The 23,795-nt window shown below is 52.9% G+C and carries 25 protein-coding genes and 1 tRNA gene; 23 read left to right on the top strand and 3 right to left on the bottom strand.

Features of this window, described 5'->3' with window-relative positions:
* The first annotated feature begins 65 nt into the window (after positions 1 to 65).
* From P159_RS0117265 to P159_RS0117250, 4 genes are all read left to right on the top strand, one after another.
* Positions 66 to 434 (top strand): hypothetical protein, encoded by a 369-nt coding sequence (locus P159_RS0117265; protein ID WP_029546101.1) that lies wholly within the window; start codon positions 66 to 68, stop codon positions 432 to 434.
* Complete coding sequence (locus P159_RS0117260) at positions 431 to 1,519, top strand: radical SAM protein (RefSeq protein WP_080706044.1); 1,089 nt, start codon at positions 431 to 433, stop codon at positions 1,517 to 1,519. The genes P159_RS0117265 and P159_RS0117260 overlap by 4 nt, the downstream gene beginning before the upstream one ends.
* 149 nt (positions 1,520 to 1,668) lie before the next feature.
* Positions 1,669 to 2,529, top strand: coding sequence for a hypothetical protein (locus P159_RS0117255; RefSeq protein WP_185753781.1), 861 nt, complete (start codon positions 1,669 to 1,671; stop codon positions 2,527 to 2,529).
* 35 nt (positions 2,530 to 2,564) lie between these two features.
* Complete coding sequence (locus P159_RS0117250) at positions 2,565 to 3,074, top strand: hypothetical protein (protein WP_029546098.1); 510 nt, start codon at positions 2,565 to 2,567, stop codon at positions 3,072 to 3,074.
* Positions 3,075 to 3,341: 267 nt separating this feature from the next.
* Here P159_RS0117250 and P159_RS0117245 read toward each other — a convergent pair.
* Positions 3,342 to 3,415 (bottom strand) — tRNA-Gly (locus P159_RS0117245).
* A gap of 256 nt (positions 3,416 to 3,671) precedes the next feature.
* Between P159_RS0117245 and P159_RS0117240 the strand changes: the two genes are divergently transcribed.
* The 14 genes from P159_RS0117240 (at position 3,672) to P159_RS0117175 (ending at position 17,936) form a co-directional block, all read left to right on the top strand.
* Positions 3,672 to 4,478 (top strand): flagellin, encoded by an 807-nt coding sequence (locus P159_RS0117240; protein ID WP_051650443.1) that lies wholly within the window; start codon positions 3,672 to 3,674, stop codon positions 4,476 to 4,478.
* Positions 4,479 to 4,590: 112 nt separating this feature from the next.
* Positions 4,591 to 5,247 carry a 3'-5' exonuclease gene (locus tag P159_RS0117235; RefSeq protein ID WP_029546096.1) on the top strand — a complete coding sequence of 219 codons (657 nt, stop codon included), beginning with the start codon at positions 4,591 to 4,593 and terminating at the stop codon, positions 5,245 to 5,247.
* Between the two features lie 141 nt (positions 5,248 to 5,388).
* Complete coding sequence (gene pheA / locus P159_RS0117230; RefSeq protein WP_029546095.1) at positions 5,389 to 6,246, top strand: prephenate dehydratase; 858 nt, start codon at positions 5,389 to 5,391, stop codon at positions 6,244 to 6,246.
* Positions 6,247 to 6,276: 30 nt separating this feature from the next.
* Entirely contained in the window at positions 6,277 to 7,311 is a 1,035-nt protein-coding gene (aroF, locus tag P159_RS0117225; RefSeq protein WP_029546094.1) for a 3-deoxy-7-phosphoheptulonate synthase, read from the top strand.
* 308 nt (positions 7,312 to 7,619) lie between these two features.
* Positions 7,620 to 8,906 (top strand): sensor domain-containing diguanylate cyclase, encoded by a 1,287-nt coding sequence (locus P159_RS0117220; protein ID WP_185753780.1) that lies wholly within the window; start codon positions 7,620 to 7,622, stop codon positions 8,904 to 8,906.
* Positions 8,907 to 8,993: 87 nt separating this feature from the next.
* Entirely contained in the window at positions 8,994 to 9,326 is a 333-nt protein-coding gene (locus P159_RS0117215; RefSeq protein ID WP_029546092.1) for a hypothetical protein, read from the top strand.
* 261 nt (positions 9,327 to 9,587) lie between these two features.
* A complete protein-coding gene (locus P159_RS0117210; RefSeq protein ID WP_029546091.1) occupies positions 9,588 to 10,040 on the top strand; it encodes a YaaR family protein in 453 nt (150 codons plus the stop codon).
* Between the two features lie 14 nt (positions 10,041 to 10,054).
* Positions 10,055 to 11,095 carry a DNA polymerase III subunit delta' gene (gene holB / locus P159_RS0117205; RefSeq protein WP_037377085.1) on the top strand — a complete coding sequence of 347 codons (1,041 nt, stop codon included), beginning with the start codon at positions 10,055 to 10,057 and terminating at the stop codon, positions 11,093 to 11,095.
* 242 nt (positions 11,096 to 11,337) lie between these two features.
* Positions 11,338 to 12,588 carry a stage 0 sporulation family protein gene (ricT, locus tag P159_RS0117200; protein WP_029546088.1) on the top strand — a complete coding sequence of 417 codons (1,251 nt, stop codon included), beginning with the start codon at positions 11,338 to 11,340 and terminating at the stop codon, positions 12,586 to 12,588.
* Complete coding sequence (locus P159_RS0117195) at positions 12,585 to 13,325, top strand: tRNA1(Val) (adenine(37)-N6)-methyltransferase (RefSeq protein WP_029546087.1); 741 nt, start codon at positions 12,585 to 12,587, stop codon at positions 13,323 to 13,325. The genes ricT and P159_RS0117195 overlap by 4 nt, the downstream gene beginning before the upstream one ends.
* A 30-nt stretch (positions 13,326 to 13,355) precedes the next feature.
* Positions 13,356 to 14,201, top strand: a complete 846-nt coding sequence (rsmI, locus tag P159_RS0117190) for a 16S rRNA (cytidine(1402)-2'-O)-methyltransferase (RefSeq protein WP_029546086.1) — start codon at positions 13,356 to 13,358, stop codon at positions 14,199 to 14,201.
* Between the two features lie 73 nt (positions 14,202 to 14,274).
* On the top strand, positions 14,275 to 15,945 hold the full coding sequence (gene metG / locus P159_RS0117185) for a methionine--tRNA ligase (RefSeq protein ID WP_029546085.1): 1,671 nt from the start codon (positions 14,275 to 14,277) through the stop codon (positions 15,943 to 15,945).
* 228 nt (positions 15,946 to 16,173) lie between these two features.
* The gene (locus P159_RS0117180) at positions 16,174 to 16,950 is read left to right on the top strand and encodes a TatD family hydrolase (RefSeq protein ID WP_029546084.1); all 777 of its coding nucleotides are present in this window, start codon (positions 16,174 to 16,176) and stop codon (positions 16,948 to 16,950) included.
* A gap of 182 nt (positions 16,951 to 17,132) precedes the next feature.
* Entirely contained in the window at positions 17,133 to 17,936 is an 804-nt protein-coding gene (locus P159_RS0117175; protein WP_029546083.1) for a 3D domain-containing protein, read from the top strand.
* A gap of 228 nt (positions 17,937 to 18,164) precedes the next feature.
* Here the strand turns inward: P159_RS0117175 and P159_RS0117170 are convergent, their stop codons facing one another.
* Both P159_RS0117170 and P159_RS0117165 read right to left on the bottom strand, forming a co-directional pair.
* On the bottom strand, positions 18,165 to 18,584 hold the full coding sequence (locus tag P159_RS0117170; RefSeq protein ID WP_029546082.1) for a hypothetical protein: 420 nt from the start codon (positions 18,582 to 18,584) through the stop codon (positions 18,165 to 18,167).
* Between the two features lie 65 nt (positions 18,585 to 18,649).
* On the bottom strand, positions 18,650 to 18,853 hold the full coding sequence (locus P159_RS0117165) for a DUF1858 domain-containing protein (RefSeq protein ID WP_029546081.1): 204 nt from the start codon (positions 18,851 to 18,853) through the stop codon (positions 18,650 to 18,652).
* A 205-nt stretch (positions 18,854 to 19,058) separates the two neighbouring features.
* Here P159_RS0117165 and P159_RS0117160 point away from each other — a divergent pair, with 205 nt between their 5' ends.
* From P159_RS0117160 to P159_RS20835, 5 genes are all read left to right on the top strand, one after another.
* A complete protein-coding gene (locus P159_RS0117160; protein ID WP_029546080.1) occupies positions 19,059 to 19,931 on the top strand; it encodes a polysaccharide deacetylase family protein in 873 nt (290 codons plus the stop codon).
* Positions 19,932 to 20,111: 180 nt separating this feature from the next.
* On the top strand, positions 20,112 to 20,552 hold the full coding sequence (gene mraZ, locus P159_RS0117155; protein ID WP_029546079.1) for a division/cell wall cluster transcriptional repressor MraZ: 441 nt from the start codon (positions 20,112 to 20,114) through the stop codon (positions 20,550 to 20,552).
* Between the two features lie 181 nt (positions 20,553 to 20,733).
* Positions 20,734 to 21,672, top strand: coding sequence for a 16S rRNA (cytosine(1402)-N(4))-methyltransferase RsmH (rsmH, locus tag P159_RS0117150; RefSeq protein ID WP_029546078.1), 939 nt, complete (start codon positions 20,734 to 20,736; stop codon positions 21,670 to 21,672).
* A 50-nt stretch (positions 21,673 to 21,722) separates the two neighbouring features.
* Positions 21,723 to 22,118 (top strand): cell division protein FtsL, encoded by a 396-nt coding sequence (locus P159_RS0117145; protein ID WP_029546076.1) that lies wholly within the window; start codon positions 21,723 to 21,725, stop codon positions 22,116 to 22,118.
* A 154-nt stretch (positions 22,119 to 22,272) separates the two neighbouring features.
* Positions 22,273 to 23,787, top strand: a complete 1,515-nt coding sequence (locus P159_RS20835) for a UDP-N-acetylmuramoyl-L-alanyl-D-glutamate--2,6-diaminopimelate ligase (protein WP_029546075.1) — start codon at positions 22,273 to 22,275, stop codon at positions 23,785 to 23,787.
* The last annotated feature ends 8 nt before the right edge of the window (positions 23,788 to 23,795 follow it).

The raw sequence follows: 23,795 nt of genomic DNA, 5'->3' as shown, positions 1-23,795 counted from the left end.
TTATATAATAAAACAAACGTTCGTAATAGCTGTATTTACGGCTGTGACTAGAAAGGATGGTCAAGATGAAATTCACAAGTGACTACGTGACGAATTCCAGTTCGGCAAATTTTATCCTGGCGAGAAAGGGCAAACTGAGTGAGAAGCAGATCAAGCGTCTGATCAAGGCAATTGAATCAGAATATTTTGGTGAGGTAGTTTTACGTCATGATGCCACGGAAGAAGAAGTACAAAGCTTTTTGGATGATACATATTTGACTAATGAGCAGGAACAGGAAATCAGGGCTGAGCTGAAGGCTGGCAAGGATATTTATGAAGGGAGCGTTTCTTTTGAAGAGGCCGAATATAGCATAGGAGATATGTACGAAAAAATATGGGATGCCGTAAAAGGTGAAGAGAACATCAGTTTCATCAAGGAGGATCTGGACTATTGAGCTTGTACAGAAGAGTGGCCCGGGACTATGTGTCAATGTTTGACCCTGATACGGGGCAAGGGCTGAGAATAAAAAGAGATGCTGTTACGGGAAAACTTTTGGCAGAAGATCCGTTCATGGCCGATTTCCCTGAACTGCTGGATGTGGGCATTATGGGGCATTGCAAGCATGGACGCTCGGGGCTGTGCAATAAGGCCGGGATTGGCTGCTACCAGAATGGCTTTACCAAGGACAAGCCGAATATGACCTTGCTGGATTTTGCCAGGCTGGCAGAGGAATGTGAAGGCAGGACATGCCAGTTTGCTTTGGGAGGCTGCGGGGATCCTGATGAGCATGAAAATTTCAAAGAGATACTAAAAATTTCCAGAAAACATAGAATTATTCCCAACTTCACTACATCAGGGCTGGGCATGACCAGGGAAAAGGCTGAGATATGCGCGGAATATTGCGGAGCAGTGGCTGTCAGCTGGTATAGGAGCGATTATACCTTGAAGGCCATAGAGTGCCTGACTAAGTGCGGCGTCAAGACCAATATTCACTATGTGCTGTCAAAAAATACAGTGGCTGAGGCGTTGCAGAGATTGCAGGAGCAGACGTTTCCTGCGGAAGTGAATGCCGTCATTTTCCTTCTGCACAAGCCTGTGGGCCAAGGCCGCAGGGAAGATGTCGTTCGCTGGAACGAGAAAGAAAAGCTGTGGGAACTTCTAGGCTATATTTCCGAAAACATGGAAAAACTGCCTTGGAGGATTGGGTTTGATTCCTGTACTGCTCCCGCTTTGCTCCGGGATGAATTCAACTTTCCCAGTGAAAGCATTGATACCTGCGAGGGGGCAAGATGGGGAGCGTACGTTTCGCCGGATATGAAACTTATTCCCTGCAGTTTTGCAAATGATATGAGCCAATGGGAGGTGGAGTTAAAGGATAGCACAATTGCAGAGGCATGGAAAAGCCCTATCTTCGAAAAATTTCGTGCCCATTTGCGTAATTCCTGCAAAGGCGGAAGTGGCTGCCATACCGGAAAGCGGGACTTGTGCATGGGCGGCTGCCCCCTTACGCCTGAAATAGTACTGTGTGGAAAAGATTAAAGGGAAATTTTGGACAACAGAGTTACAATGAGTATAGAGTTTTGCTTATTGTAACTCTGTTAGGCATATTTTATCTGTGGTAAAATTTGAATAATTGCGTTATAATCTAGATGAAAGCGGCGATCTTTATGGGCGACGATGCAAACTGGATGGAAGATAAAGCCAAGGCTAGGCGCAACGGCAAGGATTCTGTATTCATAGACCTCTTCCATATTCCTGCTAATGCTGTGGAGTTGGTGAAGGCTCTCAGTCCGGGGATGGAAGTGAATGAAGATGATATAGAGTTCGTAACATTGCACTCTGTGCTGATGGTACGTCCCTACAATGATTTGGGACTGCTGGTGAAGGACAAGATGATTTTCTGTACAGAGGCCCAGTCTACCTGGTCAGTGAATGTGTTGGTTAGGATGTTTCTATATCTGGCAGAGACATATAATCGCTATATACAGAATCACAAGGAAATGAACATATATGGAACAAAAAAGATAATCATTCCTAAACCTGTTTGCTTTATGATCTATACAGGAGATAAGAAGAAACTGCCGGAGTTCTTGCATTTGGCTGAAGAATTCTTTGAAGAAGACTCTACTCTGGATTTAAAGGTAAAGGTACTTGCTACCCCAGGTACCGGGGATATAGTCCAGCAGTACATCCGCTTCTGCCACCTGTTTAATGAGCAGGTTAAGGCACATGGAAAAACGAAACTGGCTATAGAAGAGACTATACGTCTTTGTAAGGATGAAAAAGTGTTAGCCAAATATCTTGAGGAACGTGAAGGGGAGGTCGAGGATATCATGATGACGCTGTTCAGTCAGGAAGAGGTCAATGAGAGGTATGGATATGAATGCCGTGAGGAAGGACGCTCAGAGGGACGCACGGAAGGCACAAATTTGGCTACCATAAACCATTTAAAGAAGATTATGAAAAAGATGCATATAACGCCAGAAGAAGCAATGGATATGCTTGACATTCCTACAACAGACCGTTCACGGTATGTTGAATCGCTTTGATTGAGGAGCAGGCAGCCTGGTAAGGAGGGGAACTCATGAACTTGAAAGAAGCTCGCATACTTCAAGCTCGTTTGAAGAAGGAGCTGGCGGAGCTGCGCAGCCAGAGGGAGGAGGTTTCTGTGGTGGAGATGCTGCCCACAGAGGACTTCCATGACTACATCAATGATACGCCGGAAGAGTTGTGTGAGAAAATTGATGCTGCCATAGACAAGCTGATTGCCGTGGAGGACTGCATCCGCAAGGTGAATACACGGCAGTTGGACATACCTGAGTACCCGGAGATTCATTCCATAGGCGAATTGGTGGCCAGAGTGATACAGCTCCGCCAGGAGGCGAAGTATTACCGCTCTATGGCGGCAAAGCCCAAACGTGAGAAAGCTTCCTCCGGCTTTCGCAGCGTGTCGGATGGCACAGTGATGGTGACTACGATTGCTCATGACCTGGCGGTGGAGAAAAGCCAGCAGCTTACGCTGGCATGTGAGAAGATGTCCCTGCTGATTGAGAGAATCGACATGGAGACAGAGGTTGACTGCCGGGTCGAGTAACACAGGTATGGACAGACTTGCCGGTACTTTTAAGAATGAGGCAGGATGGAGCCTTGGCTAAAGAACGCGGGACAGAGTACGCTATTATGGTAATCACGGTACATAGCACATCTCAAAGAGCAATCTTTTGAACAGATTAAAGAAAATCCTGGCAAGTTTGTTTCATATAGGGCTGCCGATGGGAGTGTTCCTGTCGGCGGCCTTTTTGAGTTTGCTTATTTTTGAATGCAAAAAAGGAGCTGCAAAAGCAACTCCTGCAACCTCATATGGAGCGGGCAATGGGAATCGAACCCACCTCTAAAGCTTGGGAAGCTTTCATTCTACCGATGAACTATGCCCGCAATTCAACTGACTTGCTCATTCTACCATAAGTATCACAAAAATGCAAGTTGTCCACTGAGAAAGTTCTTGCTGACAGGGGAGAGGCTGCGGTATAATTATAGTAGGAAAGTGTCTTTGCTAGCAGGCAGAGGGCGGGGCTTTTCTGCCATGGCATTTTCCTAGGGTGCATGGGTTGGGCGATTCGTCCCGCAGGGACGTGGCGACGCATTAGCCTGTGCCAGGATATGACTTATAAGCGAAGAAAGGATGATGCTTATGACTATCGGAGGCGTTAACAGCCTCAGCACCCTGAACAGCACCCATAAGGCCATGCAGTCCAGCATGGCTAAGATCGCTACGGGGTCAAAATTCCCCAGTGCGGCAAATGGGCCAGCTGAGTATGGAATACTGCAGCGTATGTATTCCAATGCAGGAGCCATCAGCCAATCCAATGCCAACACCCAGACGGCCAGTTCCATGCTGAAGACGGCAAGCGGGGCCACGGATAATGTGGTCAATGCTCTCTCAGGCCTTCGGGAGAAACTGCTTCAGGCAGCAAACGGCACCAATGGGGATTCGGACCTGGCTACCCTGCAGAAATCCGTGGATCAGACCATCGCTTCCATTGATGATACGGTCAGCTCTGCTACCTACAATGGCAAGCAGCTTCTGAATGGTGAGCAGACCGTCACTGTGGCCGGTGCAGACGGCTACAAGAATGTCCAGCTTGGTGACCTTAGTTCCAAGGGGTTGGGCCTGACGGACAGTGAAGGCAAGTCCACTATCAACCTGACGGATTCAAAATCCATTGCTTCGGCTCTGGATAAAGTGGATGCGGCTCTTAACACTGCCCTTGACCAGGCTGCTACCCTGGGCTCGGAGGAGCAGGGGCTGGATTACCAGTCTGCCAACTACACCACTCAGGAAACCAGCCTGTATGATTCTGCTTCCACCATGGGAGACACGGATATCGCGGCTGAGGTGACAAAACTGAAGAGCGCTGATGTGCAGAACCAGTTGGCACTCTTCGCCACGAAGATGCAGAACCACAATCGTGCCAGCGTTCTCTCACTTTTAAGCTGAAGTGAACCTTCTGCCCTCGCCCTGTGCGGGGGCTTTTTTCTATTGAAGGATTCTCTCCAATCAAGTAAAATATATGTAGCAGATAAATGAACGAAACAGAAGGGGTAACACAATGAAGCATGTGGTAGTGGATTTGGAAATGAATCCCGTGGACAGGGAATACAAGGAAATCAGGAAGCGGCTCAGCGGGGAGATCATCGAGATTGGGGCCGTGCGGCTGGATGAGAACTATCAGCAGGAGGACAAGTTCCGCTGCTATGTGGCGCCGGAGTACGGCTCCATCAGAAAACACATCACTGAGCTCACGGGCATCACTCAGGAAATGGTGGCCGGCAGTGCCCACTTTGGCGAGGCTTTCAAGTCCTTTGTGGATTGGATTGGAGAAGGGGACACAAAAATCTATTCCTGGAGCATGTCTGATATCAAGCAGCTCAGGAAGGAATGCCGCCTGAAGCTGGAGGATTTCGACACGAATTGGCTGGACAGCCGCTGGGTGGATTTGCAGAAGGCCTTTGATGACCGCATCGGCCTGCACAACAGCCTGGCACTGAAGCACGCTTTGGGAGCCATGAACAAGGACTTTGAAGGTACGGCTCATACGGCTTTAGATGATGCCATCAACACCAGTGCCATTCTCACCCTTATGCAGGATGATGAAGAATTCCAGCGGGTAATGAAGCCCGTCATAGATGTGCTGAGTCCCAAGTCAGAGCTGGAAACCTCCATTGCCGATCTTTGTCCGGAACTGGCTAATTTTCAGGTGGATTGATTTGCAGTTGTACGCCCTGCAAATACTTTTTGAAATAAAATCTAAATAATTCTTGTTAAATATGAAAGCCTGTGTTAAGATAAATGTACTTTATCAGCAGGCTTATTCTATTGCCTGCAAGGAGGGGATAGCTTGGCAACTATGGGCGTTTTAGGCCCCCGGGGAACCCACAGCGAGGCGGCGGGCTTCTATCTGTCGGAACAGATGCAGGATGTGGAACTGGTTATGGAGCCTGACATCTTTGACTGCCTGCAGGCGGTGGAAGATGGCGAGGTGGATATGGCCCTGGTGCCGGTGGAAAATTCCCTGGAGGGAGTCATCAGCATCACTTTGGACACTCTGGCGGGAAGTTCTTCCCTTACGGTGACCAGGGAGCTTATCTGGCCGGTGCACAACCAGCTGATGGCAAAATGCAAGCCGGAAGAGGTCAGCCGCATCTATTCCCATCCCCAGCCTATTTCCCAGTGCCGCAATTTCCTGCGGCAGCACTATCCCCAGGCGGAAATCATCAAGACCACCAGCACCGCCAGAGCCGCAGAGCTGGTGGGAGAGGAGCCGGCTTTCCTGGGCTGGGCTGCTATCTGCCCTGCCCGGGCAGGGCAGCTTTACGGCCTCACGCCTTTGGCTCGGGAGATACAGGACAATATGGCCAACTGCACCCGCTTTTTCCTGGTGGAGAAGCAGGGGGAAGCAAGTGAAAAGATGACAGTACCTGAAGATGTGGAGCAAAAGATGCTGGTTATCTGCCAGATAGATGGTTCCAAATCAGGTGCCCTTTACGAGGTATTGGGAGAATTTGCCCGTCGGGGGGTCAACATGACTCGCATTGAGTCCCGTCCTGCCCGCACAGTGCTGGGAGCATATATCTTCTTCTTCGATCTGGAAGTGGATACCTGCAGTCCGGCAGCCCTGCTGGAATCTCTGTATGAGGTAGAAAAAAAGAGCATCTGGCTGAAGAAGCTGGGGCCCTTTCCGGTGTTTTCAGCAGCAAACAAGTAATAGAGAAATAAATGAGGGGGAAATAAATAAATGGTCATTATCATGAATCCGGAGGCAACCGCCGAGCATATCAAAGGCGTCATTGAAGCCATCGAAGGAGCAGGCCTTGAGGCCAAAGTGATGGAGGGGGCCCAGCAGAAAATCGTGGGCGTTATCGGCGATAAGAGCCGGCTGGCCTCTGTGCCTGTGGATGCACTGCCTGGGGTGGAGACCAGCGTGTCCATTTCCAAGAGCTACAAGCTGGCCAGCCGTGAGTTCCACCCCAAGTCCAGCAGCGTGATGGTAGGAGACGTGGAAATCGGCGGGGAAGTGCCTGTGGTCATGGCAGGACCCTGTGCCGTGGAGTCCAAGGAGCAGCTTTTTGAGGCTGCGGAAATAGTGAAAAAGGGCGGTGCCCAGTTCCTGCGGGGGGGCGCCTACAAGCCCCGCACTTCCCCCTATTCCTTCCAAGGGCTGGAGGAAAAGGGGCTGGAGTATCTGGCTGAGGCCCGGGAGCGCACCGGCCTCAAGGTGGTTACCGAGGTCACAGTGGTAGAAGCTGTGGAAAGGGTGGCTCATTATGCAGATGTGCTGCAGGTGGGGGCCCGCAATATGCAGAACTTCGGCCTGCTGAAGGCTGTGGGCAAGTGCGACAAGCCGGTGCTGCTGAAGCGCGGCCTGGCGGCTACCCTTGAAGAGTGGCTCAATGCCGCCGAGTACATCATGAACGAGGGCAACCCCAACGTGGTGCTCTGTGAGCGCGGCATCCGCACTTATGAGACTTATACCAGGAATACCCTTGACCTCAGCGCTGTGGCTGCAGTGAAGCATCTTTCCCATCTGCCCATCATCGTTGACCCCAGCCACGGCACAGGCAAGTGGCGCATGGTGAAGCCCATGGCCTTTGCCTCGATTGCGGCAGGAGCTGACGGCCTCATGATGGAAGTGCATCCGAATCCTGCCAAGGCTCTGTCTGATGGCCCCCAGTCTCTGACCCCGGAGAACTATTATGAGGTCATGGCAGGGGTGAAGAAACTCTCCGGCTTTATGACCCGCGAAGGCATCGAGCCTATGAATCTGCAGTGAATTGCTAAGGCGTTCGGGGCACAGGCATAGCAACGCTTCACTTGGAAATTTACCATAGAATCTAAGCTCCCACTGCACCGCCTGCGGCGGTTTGTGCTCGCTAAGATTTATGGTAAATTTCCACACGTTTCGCTTATGCTATGCCTGTGCCCCTCACTTGGTTGGCATCAGGTTGGAAAGGACCCTCTCTATATGCTAAAATTATGGCATAGTAGGGAGGGTTTTTCTTGTGTTGAATAGAAATAAGCAAAGATTAGGTATAGTATATCAAGCTCGAATAAATATATTGGTGAAGAGGTGAGCAACCAGTGTATGAAGTAAACCTGCGAATCATGTTGGCGGGGCTGTCGCCTGAGGCAGCTGAAGCCATTCAGCAGATACCTGCCCGGGAGCGATTCAGCCATGGTTTTGCCCTGGCCAGCCGGTTTTCCGAATGCCCCTTGCAGAGCGGTGCTTTTGATGTGGTGATATTTACAGAAGAAGCCATGGAGAGACTGAGCCTGCCTCTGGTCTGCCAAAGTGCAGGGGAAAAGGCCCGCTGCATACTGGTGACCTCCCACCCCCAGAACATAGCCAAAGAGGAACTGGAACTGCTGGACGAAATCTGGCCTGCTCCTTTGACGGAAACCATAGCGGCCCATTACTTTGACCGCTTTGCGCAAAAGCTCAAAGACATCAAGGAGGCCTGGCTCTGCAGGACTTACTGGCAGACCACCATCAACACTTCTCCTGACCTTATCTGGTACAAGGACAAGGTGGGGGCGCATCTGGAGGTAAATGATGCTTTCTGTGAGGCCGTGGGCAGGGAGAAGAATGATATCCGGGGTCGGGGGCACTACTATATCTGGGGACTGACCAAAGACCAGTATGAAAAGGGCGAATTTGTCTGCAACGAGACGGAAGAGGCAGTGATGAAGGCAGGCCGGGCCATGTGCTTCAACGAACATGTCCTTTCCAAGCGCAACGGTATGCGGCGGCTTCGCACCTTCAAATGTCCATTGTTTGACGAAGATGGCACCATCATGGGCACCGTGGGGGTGGCCATGGATGTGACCCGGGAGAGGGAGTACCAGAAGAAAATCATCGCCCTCACCCGCCATGACCCGCTGACGGACTTGCCCAACCGCCGCTATTTCTACGACTATGTGGAAGACCATTTTGACGAGCCCAAGCATCTGGTGGAGTTTGATATAGACAATTTCAAGCTCTTCAATGACCGCTTTGGCCATCAGGTGGGGGATGAAGTGCTGCTGGCTTTTTCCAGGACTTTGGAGCAGGCCTTCAAGCAGGGCTTTGTGGCCCGCTTCGGCGGGGACGAGTTCCTGGCTCTGTTCTGCGGGGATTACACCCGGGAACAGGTACGCCAGGGCATCAGCAGGTTCCAGCATTTGCTGAAGGAAAAATCTCTTTCCCTGCAGACTGGCAGGGTGAATTCAAGCATAGGCATTGCCTATGATGCCACCGGAGTGGTGCCTATTGATGACCTTTATCAGCGGGCAGACCAGGCCCTTTATGCTGCCAAGAGCAGGGGGAAGAACTGCGTGGTGGAGTGGTCGCCGGAATTGAAGAAGGAATTGGCTGAGTTGAAAAAATAAAATAATCGTTGTGCTCACAGGGATTTCTAATCTTTTGACTGTATACTGGCAGCTGTAAGAAAAACAAGGATTTGAGGAGGAAAGAGAATGAAATCCAGCGTGAAAAAAATTGCAAGTCTGGCTTTAGCAGGCGTTTTTGCCATTGGTGCGGCAGGCGTTTTTGTGCCTGCAATGGATAATGTGACCTATGCACATGAGCGCTATGAAGATGGCAGCTCTAACGCTTACAGCCATCGCGTAAAGGAAGAACAGCAGCGCCATGACAGCGCTGTCCGTGCCATCCGCCATGAGTATCGCAAGGATGGTGACGAGAAGCGTTACAAGCGCCGCATGAAGGAGGAGCAGGAACGGCATGACCGGGCCATGGAGGAGATCCGCCATGACTATGACAGGCATGCCCGTCATGGACATCATTATTGAAAGAAAGTTGGCCGCTGGATGAATCCGGCGGTTTTGTTTTTATGGCATAACCAGTGTAATTGCGTTATAACTCGGAAGAAGATGTCCTCTACCTCCATAGGTGGTGGTGGCGAATATCATAACATACGGTGAGATAATATCTCCCGCCTCGTTGAAACGCCAAGTGGAAGTTTTGCCTATGGCAAAACTGGAACAACGGCGTTATAATAGAATAGAGTTATTGTGTACAGTGGTTAGATTCCAGGAAGCAGGTGAGAGATTATGCCCATTAAGATAGATGGTATGTCCACCTCCGGGCCGTCGGTTTCCGTTTTGCGCATGAATGACGAGCGCACCAGGGAGGCGGACTGGGATTTTAGCTCGGAACTTTTGGACCAGGAAGAGGCGTTGTCTGCAGAGCAGCTGGACAAGCTCATGCGGCAGATTGACGATCAGGGGGCCAGGCTTTCCCGCACTCCCACTTATGAGGAACTGCGTTCCTATAGGAGCCTGATCCAGCGCTTTGTGGGCGAGGCCGTCAACAATATGTACGAGCTCAAGAGCCAGTCGGGCTGGGACAGGATGGGCCGCCGCAAGGTCTATACCACCGTGCGGAAAATCGACAAGAAGCTGGAGGAAATGGCCGAGCAGATACGCCTGGGCCAGGCCACCCAGCTTTCCATCATTGAAAGCCATGATGCCATCAGGGGTCTGCTGGTGGATTTGTATATGTGATATAGGAGCAGGTTTTGGCAGAGGAAATAGCAGCGCCACAGCATTTTCATATCCGCTGGGAGGAGGTCCTGGGACACGGGCGACAGAAGGAAGAACTGCGCCGCCTGCTGGCCCAGGGACGGCTTCCTCATGCCCTGCTTTTGACAGGCCCCGAGGGTGTGGGCAAGAAGCTGCTGGGGCGGGTGCTGGCGGCAGCGGTGCTTTGCCAGCAGCCGGTGGAAGGTGCTCCCTGCGGACTGTGCCCTTCCTGCCTGGCCATGGAGTCGGCCTCCCATCCTGATTATTATGAGCTTACGCCGGAGGTGCGGGGCAAGGGCACGAAGATCATCCGCATCGAAGCCATCCGGGAACTGACAGAATTGGCTGCACGCTATCCTGTCATGTCCGACAGGCGGGTGCTGCTGCTTGACGAAGTGGACTTGATGAATGAGCCTGCCGCCAACAGCCTGCTGAAGACTTTGGAGGAGCCCCCGGGGGAAGTTACCTTCATACTGGTGACTTCTGCCAGAAGTGCTTTGCTGGACACCATTATTTCCCGCTGCATGCCGCTGGCCTTTGGCGTGCTTTCCAAAGAAGATATTGTCTCTGCTCTCGTCAGACAGGGGGCGGCAGGGCCTCAGGCGGCAGAGCTGGCTGCCCTGTCTGACGGCAGTCTGGGCCGGGCCTTGCAGCTTTATGCAAGCGGAGGCCTTGAGCGCCGGGACTGCGCCCTGAAGTTCCTGGAGGGGCTGCCGGGGCTGAAGATGACTGCTGTATGGCGCGAAGCAGAGTCCATGGGGAACTGGAGCAGGGAGGAGCTCTCTGAGTGGATGCTCTACTTCAATATGTGCCTCAGGGATATGCTGGTGCTCTATGAGGACGGCGGAAGTTCCCTGATTTATCAGGAAGACTGCCGGGAGCGGCTGGCAGCTTTGCTGCCCTCATTCCCGGAGCGAAAGGTCTTCGCTCTTTTGGGCTGCGTGAGGGAAATGCAGAAGCGACTGGGGGCAAATGTGAATTTGCGCCTGCAGCTGGAAGGTTTTTTCATCCGTCTCAGGGATGTTATGCAAATGTAAGTGAGAGATAGGGGATGCGTTGGCAAGGCGTTCGGGACATGGGCATGGCAACGCTGCACTTGGAATTTTACCATAGAATCTAAGCTCCCACTGCGCTTTGCTCTGCTTCGCAGAGCGAAGCTTGTGCTCGCTAAGATTTATGGTAAAATTCCACACGTTCCGCTTATGCCATGCCCATGTCCCTCACTTACGTGGCTGTGATTGATGAGCAGACGGATTGCTATAGATACAGGAGGATTATTTTGCAGACGATTATAGGTGTCCGCTTCAAGAAGGCGGGCAAGATATTTTACTTCTCTCCGGGCAATCTCACCATTGCTCAGGGGGATGATGTAGTGGTGGAGACTTCCCGGGGAGTGGAGTGCGGCAAGGCTGTGGTAGGCCCCCGGGAGGTGGAGGACAGCGAGATCAAGGCACCCTTGAAGGTGGTGCTGCGCATCGCTACCCCTCAGGACCATCAGCGCATTGAGGACAACAAGAAAAGCCAGCAGGAGGCTTTTGGCATCTGCGAGGCCAAGATTGCCGAGCACGGCCTGCCCATGAAGCTGGTGGAGGTGGAGTACACCTTCGACCTGTCGAAAATCATCTTTTACTTCACCGCAGACGGACGCATCGACTTCCGCGACCTGGTGAAGGACCTGGCCTCTGTCTTCCGCACCCGCATCGAGCTGCGGCAGATTGGCGTGAGGGATGAGGCCAAGCTCATGGGGGGCATCGGCTGCTGCGGCAGGCCTCTTTGCTGTGCTTCTTTCCTGGGGGATTTCGAGCCTGTGTCCATCCGCATGGCCAAGGAACAGAATCTTTCCCTCAACCCCACCAAGATTTCCGGCATCTGCGGCCGCCTTATGTGCTGCCTGAAGTATGAGAATGACTGCTATGAAAGCGGCGTCTGCGGCGGCTGTCACAAGAGCCGCGCTGTGCAGGAGCCGGAGCAGGGCAGCCGGGTGATTTCTGCTGAGGGCGAGGGCAAGGTGATCTCTGTCAATCAGCAGAAGCGCACCGCTACTGTGCTTTTGGATAACAGCCGCACCATTGTGGTCTCCTGGGAAGACATTGTGAACAAGGACGAGGATGAGGCGGAGAACACCGCTCCTTCCCGTGTTTTCAGACGCCCTCTGCCGGAGGACGATGAGGACGAGGCCGATGCCAGCCTTATTGCAGCTATTACAGAGCGTTCTGCCAGGAATGAGTCTCTGGGAGGCGAAGAGGAAGAAGGCGGGCAGGGCGGTCACGGCAGGAGCCGTGAGCGCAGGAACAAGGACAGGAAGCCCCATGACAATAAGCCCAGGGAACGGCGCAAGCGCCCCGAGGGTGGCAGGGATAACCGCAATGCCAGCCGGGGAGAGCGTCGCAATCGGGATAATGAGGGAAGCGGGCGCCGTGAGCATAGCGAAAGAAGCAGCCGGAACCGCAACCGCCGCCCCAGACGTGACAGGAATGACAAAAGTGACCGCAGGGGCCGTGAGGACAGGAATCAGGAGCGTGGCGAGTGAGCACTGTGGAACTGCGGGAGCATGAGCGCCTTGACGATTTGATGTTCCGGGGGCGGAAGATCATCCAGAACACGGAGGAATTCTGCTTTTCTCTGGATGCGGTACTTTTGGCCCACTTTCCCAAAGTACATAAGAAAGACCGGGTGTTGGAGCTGGGCACCGGCACGGGGGTCATTCCCCTGCTGATAGCTGACTGCGCCGCCAAAGTGGAGGCGGTGGAGATAAGCCCTGTCATGGCAGAGCTGGCCCAGCGGAATATGGTGCTGAACCAGCTCACAGAGAAAGTCAATGTGCAGCAGGGGGATTACCGCTCCATTGAGGATCTGTACCGCCCTGAGTCATTTGACCTGGTGCTGGCCAATCCTCCCTATCGTCCCGTAGGGGAGGGGCAGCTATCCAAGCTCTCCGGGGTGGCCAGGGCCCGCCATGAGGTGACGGCCACTTTGAAAGATGTGGTGCGGGCGGCCCGCTGGGCTTTGCGCTTCGGCGGCCATTTCGCCATTGTGCATCTGCCGGAGCGGCTGGGTGAAATCATCGTGGCCCTCCATGAGGCCCAGATGGAAGTGAAGCGCCTGCAGATGGTGCAGCCCAAGGAGGGCAAGGCTCCCAATATGATGCTCCTGGAAGCAGTAGTGGGGGCGGCCCCCGGCGGCCTGAAAGTCCTGCCGCCGCTGATTGTCCATGAGGCGGACGGGGGATATACGGAAGAAATCAAGAAGATTTACGGCCTGGCCTGATAGGTCAGGCTTTTTCATGGGAGAAATATTATGGAAGAAGCAACGAAAGGCACCCTGTATCTCTGTGCCACCCCTATCGGCAATCTTGAGGACATGACCTACAGGGCAGTGCGTATGCTGGGGGAAGTGGAACTCATCGCCGCTGAGGATACAAGGCATACCAGGCAGCTGCTGACCCACTTCGACATTCACACGAAACTTACCAGCTACCATGAGCACAACAAGTTCGAGAAGGGACCGGAACTGATCGATTACATGCTGGAAGGCCATGACCTCATCTGTGTCAGCGATGCGGGCCTGCCGGGCATCTGCGACCCGGGCAGCCATCTGGCGCAGTTAGCCATCGAAGCAGGCATCACAGTTTCCCCTCTGCCGGGAGCAAATGCAGGGCTTTCTGCACTTATCTGTTCAGGCCTGGATACAACTGCCTTCACCTTCATAGGCTTCCTGCCCAAAACCGCCAAGAAGCAGCAGGAGGTATTGGAAGGAGCAAGGAGCCATAAGGAAACCTTGATTTTCTACGAGGCGCCCCACCATCTGAAGGGTACGCTGAAAGTCATGGGCAAGGTCCTGGGCGGGCAGCGCAGGGCCGTCCTGGGCCGTGAGCTCACCAAGAAATTCGAGGAATTCCGCAGGGGCACCATCGCTGAATTGATGGCATATTACGAAGAAAATGAACCGAGAGGCGAGTACGTTATCATTGTGGAAGGGGCTGGGGAAGAAGCTGCTGCCGAAGAGCAGGAAGAAGCCCTCTCCCCGGCTGAACTTTGCCATAAGCTGATGGAAGAAGGCATGGCCAAGAAGGAAGCCATGCGGGAAACGGCTAAGAGATTAGGGCTTTCAAGGCGTGACGTTTATCAGGCAATGCTTGAATAACTGTTTATAATGTGTAATAATATTTTCTATCTGAAAATGTTTCATTCGCATTGGTAGGAGGATTTGCTTTAAAATGACTGCTGAAAAGAAACCATTCTATATTACCACCCCGATTTACTATCCCAGCGCCAAGCTGCATATTGGTCATGCTTACTGCACTACGCTGGCTGATACCATTGCCCGCTACAAGCGGCTGACGGGGCATGATGTCTTCTTCCTGACGGGCTCTGACGAGCATGGCCAGAAAATCCAGCAGAAGGCTGAGGAGGCAGGGGTTACGCCTCAGGCTTATGTGGACAAGATTGTGGCTGGGTTCCAGTTCCTTTGGGAGAAGCTGGGCATTTCCAACGACGACTTCATCCGCACCACTGAGAAGCGCCATGAGAAGGTGGTGCAGGAAATCTTCCGCCGCATCTATGCCAAGGGCGACATCTACAAGGGCGAGTACAAGGGCCTTTACTGCACCCCCTGCGAGAGCTATTGGACGGAGCATCAGCTGGACGAGAATGGCTGCTGCCCTGACTGCCACCGTCCTGTGCAGGAGGTCACTGAGGAAGCCTACTTCTTCAAGATGAGCAACTATGCTGACAGGATCCTGGCCCATATTGAGAACCATCCAGAGTTCCTGCAACCTGAGTCCCGTCGCAACGAGATGATCAACTTCATCAAGCAGGGCCTTGAGGACCTGTGCATTTCCCGCACCTCCTTTGATTGGGGCGTGCCTGTGCCCATGGATGACGGGGACAAGAAGCATGTCATCTACGTGTGGTTCGATGCCCTGTCTAACTACCTGACCCCCATTGGCTTCCTGGACAATGAGGAGATGTTCAAGAAGTTCTGGCCTGCGGACCTGCATCTGGTGGGCAAGGAAATCGTGCGTTTCCACACCATTATCTGGCCCTGCATCCTGATGGCCCTTGACCTGCCGCTGCCCAAGAAGGTTTACGGCCACGGCTGGCTCATTGTGGACGGTGACAAGATGAGCAAGTCCAAGGGCAATGTGGTGGACCCCATCGCCCTGATTGACGAGTTTGGCGCTGACACCATCCGCTACTTCCTGTTGAGGGAAATCAACCTGGGCCAGGATGGCAATTTCTCTCGCGATGCCCTCATTGAGCGCATCAATTCCGATCTGGCCAATGACCTGGGCAACCTCTTGCACCGCACCCTGTCCATGGCCAAGAAGTTCCAGGGGGGCGTGCTGACGGCTCCTGTGGGCGAGTCCGACATTGACAAGTCCCTGAAGGCTGACGCGGCTGAGACGGTGAAGTTCTACCGTGAGAATATGGACAAGATGGAGCTTTCCGCAGCGCTCAAGAAGGCTTGGGCTTTCGTCAGCCGTTCCAACAAGTACATTGACGAGACGGCTCCCTGGGCCCTGGCCAAGGACGAGACCAAGAAGCAGGAACTGGCCAATGTGCTTTACAATCTTTCCGAGTCCCTGCGCACCATCGCTGTGCTCATTTCTCCTTATATGCCCTTCACGGCTCCGAAGATCTGGAACCAGTTGAACCTTGAGGGCCTGAAGCCCTTCGCTGAAGTGCAGCTGACGGATGTGGAGAACTGGGGCGGCATTCCTGCCGGCCATCAGCTGGGAGAGGCAGAGCAGCTCTTCCCCCGCATCGAAGTGGAGAAGGAAGGGGCCGACGACAAGGCCGCCAAAGCTGCCCAGGCCAAAGCCAACAAGCTGGCTAAGCAGAAGAAGCGCGAGGAGCAGAGGAAGCTCAACGCCAAGAATGGCTAACTAAATAGGTCGCTTCGGGCAGGGGCAGGTCAACGCTTCGTAGTGTTGCTTTGCTAAAAATATTTTTTGCCTGTAATTAAGCATACGCGCTCAGAACAACGCACTTCGTTTGGACGTATTCTTCGCGCATAAGAGTGCTTGATGGCAAAAAATATTTTCTTAACGCAAATCAACAAAAGCTACGCTTTTGACCTGCCCCTGCCCTTCGCTTACGTTACGGAGGCTAGTATGGAATTAGTAGATACCCACACCCATCTAAATGATAAAAAGTTCTTTGGACAGGAAAAAGAAGTGCTAGACCGAGCACAGGCGGCAGGTGTCACCCGTCTTATCAACTTCGGTGACACCATGGCCTCTTCGGAGCGGGCTGTGGAGCTGTCCCGGGAGTTCGAGGGAGTCTTTGCCGGGGTGGGCATCCACCCGGAGGAAGCCTTTCCCATGACCTCTGCAGATGATGACCGGCTGGCGGCCTGGACAGAGGAGGAGCGGGTTATCGCCATTGGCGAGATTGGCCTTGATTACTACTGGGAAAAAGATCAGGACAAGCGCCTGCTGCAGCAGGAAATCTTCATCCGCCAGCTTGATTTGGCCCGCCAGCTGCACCTGCCCGTCTGCATCCATGACCGTGATGCCCACGGCGACACCATGGCCATCCTCAAGAAGGAGGGCAGGGGCCTCAGGGGGGTGCTCCACTGCTTTTCGGGTAGCCTGGAAATGGCCAGGGAAGTGCTGAAAATGGATTGGTTCCTGGGGGTAGACGGCCCCCTGACCTACAAGAACGCCGCCAAGCTCCCCGAAATCGTCCAGGCTGTGCCCCTGGAGCGCTTGCTGCTAGAAACAGATGCGCCATATCTGGCTCCCGTCCCCATGCGGGGCAAGCAGAATGAGCCTGCATTTGTCACTTATGTGGCGGAGAAAATCGCAGGATTAAGGGGGATTTCTGTGGAAGACGTAGCTTATCAGACCACAGCCAACGCCTGTGAGTTATACGGCCTGAAATCATAAAATAGCAAAAGTGGTGGAGGATTTCACGAAAAGTGCCTCCACCACTTTGCTTTTCCCATTTTCCAGCCTTTTTTCAGGTTAAAGTGGGAGAATAAGACCTGACAGATTTGACAGGTCTAAATCTGTCATGGTAAACTCTTATATGTTCTTCACAGTTCCTCTTTTTTTCAAGGGGGAATTGAATGAGTTTAAAGGGAAATCAAAGACTTACCGAAATCAAGAAAATCATCGTGTGCTCTATGCTGGTAGCCATGATGATGCTGAACACGGGCTTTACCCATGTCAGCCTGCCTGAAAACCTGCATCAGGTGACGGTGAATGCCGATGGCAAGACCATCACCTTTGACACCAACCGCACAAGCCCGCAGCTTTTATTAGCTAAGGCCGGCGTGAAACTTAGCGCCAAAGACGAATACGTAATGCACAAGATCGACGAAGCAAGAACCGAAATCAATGTTTATCGTGCTGTCCCGGTGACTATCACTTATCAGGGACAAAAAAAGGAAGTTCTGACTAGCAAGCAGACAGTTGGGGACGCCCTTATCGAGTCGGGCTACAATCTGGAGATGGTGGAGGCCAATCCAGGGCTGGATACGAAAATTCGAGCCAATCTCGACATAGCAGTAAGCGACAGTGCCGCTAAACTCGAGGCACTTCGCAGGGAACGTGAAGAACAAGTTCAGACCTCACGAGGCATGCAGCGTTACAGCGCTGTGTACAATATGGAAGCTACTGCCTACCTTCCTACGGATGGTGGCGGAAGCGGCATCACGGCATCGGGCATGGTTGCCCGCCGGGGTGTGGTGGCTGTGGATACGGATGTGATTCCTCTGGGAACCCGCCTTTATATCCCTGGCTACGGTGAGGCTATCGCCGGTGACACCGGCGGCGCCATCTACGGCGAGCGCATAGACCTTTGCATGGAAAGTTACGGCGAAGCCATGGAGTTTGGCCGCCGCGATGTGACGGTTTACGTACTGGACTAAGAGAAAAACGGGCTGGGACAGATGCGAAAGCATTTGTTTCAGCCCGTTTTTTGCAGTGCTAAGGCGTGAGGGGCAGGGGCATGGCAACGCTTCACTTGGAATTTTACCATAGAATCTAAGCTCCCACTGCGTGCACTTCTGCTTCGCAGAATTGCACTTGTGCTCTCTAAGATTTATGGTAAAATTCCACACGTTCCGCTTATGCCATGCCCCTGCCCCTCACTTACGTTATTTCTCCATTATCAGTTCTTTGTGGTCGGCTTTGGCGCGGATAATCATTTCTTCCAGTCTTTTGATGTTCTTCTTGTGCCTGTCCACGGCGAAGCCGATGCGGATGTGTTCTTCTTCCGTGAAGTCCGGGCTGTTGAAGGCTTCCTGTATGCGCAGGAGCCGCGCCTTCACGTCTCTGAGTTCATCTTCCATGGGCTTTACATGCTGCAGGGCAAAGCCGTAGACGGAGCGTATCTGCTCGTCCACATACTGGGCGTAGCCGTTCTCCCCCGATTCCTTCTCCAGCCACTTGGCCACATGGGAGATGACGTCATAGGGGCTCTCGCCGCCGTGAATCATGCCCACGATTTCCATCTTGATAAGCTCTTCCCTGCCGTGGGGCATGGTGACAAGGGAATCTTTTTCTTCTTCTGCCATCGAATTTTCCTCCAATAGAAAAAAGCAAGGAACCACATCAGTGATTCCCTGCCCTTAATATCAGCTTATGCCTCTGCGCCGATGGCGTTGTTCAGACCCTCAACCAGAGCATCAACGTCAATGCCGTGAGCCATGCAGCCCTGCTCGATGTTCTCGAAGCGGGCGGCAGCGCAGCCCAGGCAGCCCATGCCGGAGTTCACGAAGACGTCAACGGTGTCGGGGTACTTCTGTACAACTTCCAGAATGCTCATATCTTTAGTGATAGCCATTTTCTTACCTCCTGAAATATAGCCATTAACATCAATTATTATCAGTTGGACTCAACCAATGAGGAAATTATACAGCCTATAGTCGAGTTTTGCAATAGGTAAAAAAGTCCCTGGCAGAGCATATTTTTTCAGTCAGGGCTGGTTTTTTCCATAAAATAGAGATACAATATCTTCTATCGTGATTTCATGCGTGTGGAGGAAAGAAATGCGGGAACGGCAGGTAAAGCAGGGCTCCGGTGGCAAGTATTTCTTGCTGCTGATGATGCTCATCATGGGCGTGGGGGCATGGCTGTTTTTGGGCAATGGCAAAGAGAGTGAGGCTCAGGAAACTGTGCCAGTGCAGGAGGCGGAAGTTGTGCCTGCTGCTGAGGCAGCTGTCGATGGTGTGAAGGTGCTGGTGCTTAACTACCATAAAATAGACAACAAGCATCACTCTCTGGCGGTAAAGCCTGAGGACTTCGAGAGCCAGCTCAAGTATCTTTCTGACCACGGCTACCACAGCATTTCTCCCGATGAGCTCTATGAGGGGCTGGCGGGGACGAAGCCCCTGCCGGAGAATCCTGTGCTGATTACTTTCGATGACGGGTACAAGGACAACTACACCACGGCCTTTCCCTTGTTGAAGAAGTACGGCTTCAAGGCAACTATTTTTGCAGTCACCAGCTTCCTGGGCAAGCAGCCTCAGTATTTCACCTGGGAGCAGGCCCGGGAAATGGAGCAGCATGGCATTTCTATCCAGTCCCATACTGCTACCCACCGTTCTATGACGGATTTGTCTGATGAGGAGCTGCGCTCAGAGCTGGCAGATTCCAAGAGAAAGGCGGAGGAGGAACTGGGGCATCCGGTGGAGTATATGGCCTATCCCACGGGGACTTATAACCTGCACATTGCGGAAATGGTAAAGGAAGCAGGGTACAAGGCGGCTTTTACCATCAAGTATGGGAATGTGGACGAGGCCAGCAATATCTACGCGCTGGAAAGGGTGCCGGTGTTCCATACGGCGCATACCAATAGAGATTTTTTGGAGCGCATAAGATATACGCCTATCTTTGAGAAGTTTGGCTGGACAAAGAGTTGATGACACGAATTGCATAGTTTTAGACGGGTTCTTGGGCTTTTTTTGCTGGAACCTGTCTTTTTGTGCTGAAATCAAGCTGAAAGGGGCTTTTTGCTTGCCAAAGCAGGAGATTTTTGATATAAATTGAATAGGTAAAGTGGGGCAAAGTGGAGGTTTGTGGTTCTAAGGTGGTGAGGCAGGATGTTCATGGGGGAGTACCGCCATGCCATTGATGCCAAAGGGCGCATCATCCTGCCGGCTGATTTCCGCCAGGAATTGGGTGTTTCCTTCATCATCACCAAGGGGCTGGATAAATGCCTTTTCCTTTACGGCCAGCAGGCCTGGGAAGAGATGGCGGCGAAGCTTCGCGCCCTGCCGCTGGCCAAGGCTGAGGCCCGGGCCATAGTGAGGTTCTTCTTTGCAGGAGCACGTACTATGGAGTGTGACAAGCAAGGGCGCTTCCTGGTGCCTGCCAACTTGCGCAATTATGCGGGGATTGCCCTGAAGGAGGATGTGATTCTCACAGGGGCGGATAACCGCATAGAGGTTTGGAGCAAGAATCAGTGGAATGAATACACAGGCGAGGTTGAGCCTGATGTGACTTCCATTGCGGCGTCACTTTCAGAATTAGGTATTCTATAGTCAAGTTTAGTCTGTTCATTTTCTTTGGCGCAAAGAAAACGAACCAAAAGAGTAAACATGCCGGTGGCATGTTTACGTGGACTGAAATCACATCGTGTGATTTCCGCGTCCACGGGGCCCATCCATGGGCCCTGGGGTTCGTGGGATTCGGGAGTTCTAGTGTTTCGGGGAGTTTTGGAGTATGGAGTTTCATCACGTTAGTGTTATGCTGGAAGAGACGGTGCAGGGGGTTGTTACCGATCCGGCTGGAACTTATGTGGATTGTACTCTGGGCGGTGGGGGGCATTCTCATCGCATTACTGAATTGCTGGCTCCTGAGGGACGGTTGATTGGGCTTGATCAGGATGAGGCGGCTATCAAAGCGGCTTCTGAGCGCCTTGCTGATGCTTCCTGCAGAGTGGATATCGTGCATAGCAATTTCCGCCATCTGGAAAAGGTTCTGCATGATTTGGGCATTGAGCAGGTTGATGGTGTTGTTTTCGACCTGGGGGTTTCTTCCCATCAGATTGATACTGCCGAGCGGGGCTTTTCCTACATGCAGGATGCGCCGCTGGATATGCGCATGGACCCGGAGGCCAGCCTTTCCGCCTATGAAGTGGTGAATACTTACAGCCAGGAGGAACTGGCACGGATTTTCCACGATTACGGGGAGGAGCGCTGGGGCAAGCGCATTGCAGAATTTATCGTGAAAGAGCGGGAAACTGCTCCTATCAAAACCACTGGTGAACTGGTGGAGGTCATTTGCAAGGCGGTGCCCAAAGCCGTGCGCCGGGCAGCCACAGGACATCCTGCCAAGAGGATTTTTCAGGCCATCCGCATCGAGGTCAATGACGAGCTGGGGATTTTGGAGAACGCCTTCAAGACAGCGGTGAAATTCCTGAAGCCCGGAGGTCATCTGGCTATCATCACTTTCCATTCACTTGAGGACAGGATAGCCAAGCAGACTTTGAAGGAATTGGCAAGAGGGTGTATCTGCCCGCCTGAGCTGCCGGTTTGCACTTGCAACCATAAGCCGGAGATCAAGCTCTTGGGAAAGCCCAGGCAGGCCACAAAAGAGGAACTGAGGGATAATTCCCGTTCAAAGAGCGCAAAATTGCGCATAGCCGTGAAATTGGGGTAATGAATCGAAAGGGATTTTCAGGGGAATCAATGCAAGGGGGGAAATACAGGATGTCAGCTCAGAGAAAATACTATGAGTATGAAGAGGAGTTCTATGAAGAGCAGGTTCCTCTTTCGCGTGAGGACGAAATCAAGACCTTGAAGGTGCGCTCCAAAGAGCCGCTTTTCAAGACCGTGGTGGATACGGCCACCCGCTCCCATTGCCAGATACTCTTTCTGGTGGCAGCGGTGATGGCACTCTTGGTGACGGTGGGCAGCGGTGTTTCAGCCAGCCGGGGATATGCTTTGGTGGCAACCCAGAACCAGGCAGAGCAGCTGGAGCAGGAGAATGAACGGCTGCGCATTGAGAACGCCAAGTTGAAAGCACCGCAGCGCATCAAGGATATTGCTGAGGGCGAGCTGGGAATGACTGTTCCCAAGAAAATCTACTTTGCACATGAGAATTAACTGATGGAATCGCAGAGTGGATTCTCGGCCGTCAGTTGAGAAAAAGAAGCTGGCCAGGTCAGCTTCTTTTCTTTTGCGGATTTTTCATTGTAAAATATGCGCTATAGCGTTAAAATATTTTACGGCTTAAGGCCCTAGCCGAAGGAGGACATATATGAAACTTGTGAAAGAACTGGCTGCCCTTGTCAAGGGGGCCGTCATCAAAGGCGATAAAGAGACGAAAGTAACCGGCATCGAGCATGATTCCCGCAAAGTAGAGCATGGGACTATGTTCGTGTGCATTCCTGGTGCCCATGTGGACGGCCATGATTTCATTCCCCAGGCAGAAAAGGCAGGAGCCAAGGCCATCCTCACCACCCGTGAGGACATCGATCCTCCTTTTGGCGGGGCAGTGCTGGTGGTGCCGGACCTGCAGGAAGCACTGGATACCATCGTGCCCTTCTTCCATGATTACCCGGCCCGCAATCTGCGCGTCATCGGCATCACGGGCACCAATGGCAAGACCACTACCAGCTATCTGACCCGCGCCATTCTGCGGGCTGCAGGCTACAAGGTGGGGCTTATCGGCACCATCCAGATCATGATGGAAGACGAAGTCTTCCCCATTCACAATACCACTCCCGATGTGGTGGAGCTGCAACACACGCTGGCCATCATGCGTGACAAGGGCATGGACTATGTGGTAATGGAGGTTTCCTCCCATGCTCTGGACCAGAACCGGGTGGCGGGTATTGAGTTCGACACGGTGGTATTCACCAATCTCACCCAGGACCATCTGGACTACCACAAGACTTTGGAAAACTACAAGCTGGCGAAAGCCAGGCTGTTCGATCTTGTCAGTGCTCCCGGTGTGAAGGAGCGCAAGTGCGCCGTGGTGAATATCGACGACGAGGCCGGCGCCACTATGCTGGAGCACGCCAAGTGCCCCCACATCACCTATGCCATTGACCGTGAGGCAGACCTCAGGGCTCTTGATGTGGAGGTGGAGGCTTCCGGCACCCATGTCATGCTGGAGAATGAGAAATTCTGCAACGAGAAATTCTGCATGATGCCTCTGCGCCTGCATCTGGCAGGTCGTTTCAACGTCTACAACGTCATGAGCGCTGTTGGTGCTGCCATTGCAGAGAATATCGAGCCTGCCATCATTCAGAAGGTGCTGGAGTCCTTTACGGCTGTGTCTGGCCGCTTCGAGCTGGTGCGCACTGGCAATGAAAGCCAGGACTTCTCCATTATCGTGGACTATGCCCATACTCCTGACGGGGTGGAAAATGTGCTGAAGACTGCCCGCCAGATTGCCAAGGCAAAAATCATCTCTGTCTTTGGCTGCGGCGGCGACCGCGACCGCACCAAGCGCCCAATTATGGGCCGCCTGGCAGCAGAGCTTTCCGATGTGGTGATTGCCACCTCTGACAACCCCCGCACTGAGGATCCGGAATTCATCCTGTCCCAGGTAGAGGAGGGGGTGCTGGAGAAAATCGGCTCCAAGCACCATGAGAAGATCATCGACCGCAGGGAGGCCATCTTCCGGGCGGTGGAGCTGGCTCAGAAGGACGATATCGTGGTCATCCTGGGCAAGGGCCATGAGGACTATCAGATACTGAAGGACAAGACCATTCACTTTGATGATAAGGAAGTGGCCCGGGCTGCCGTGGCTGCCAAGTTTGCGTAAGGGGGAGC

The organism is Selenomonas sp. AB3002 (assembly GCF_000702545.1).
GTDB lineage: Bacteria > Bacillota > Negativicutes > Selenomonadales > Selenomonadaceae > Selenomonas_B > Selenomonas_B ruminantium_A.
Note: the sequence above shows the minus strand (reverse complement) of the source record. Positions and strands in the feature narration are given on the sequence as shown.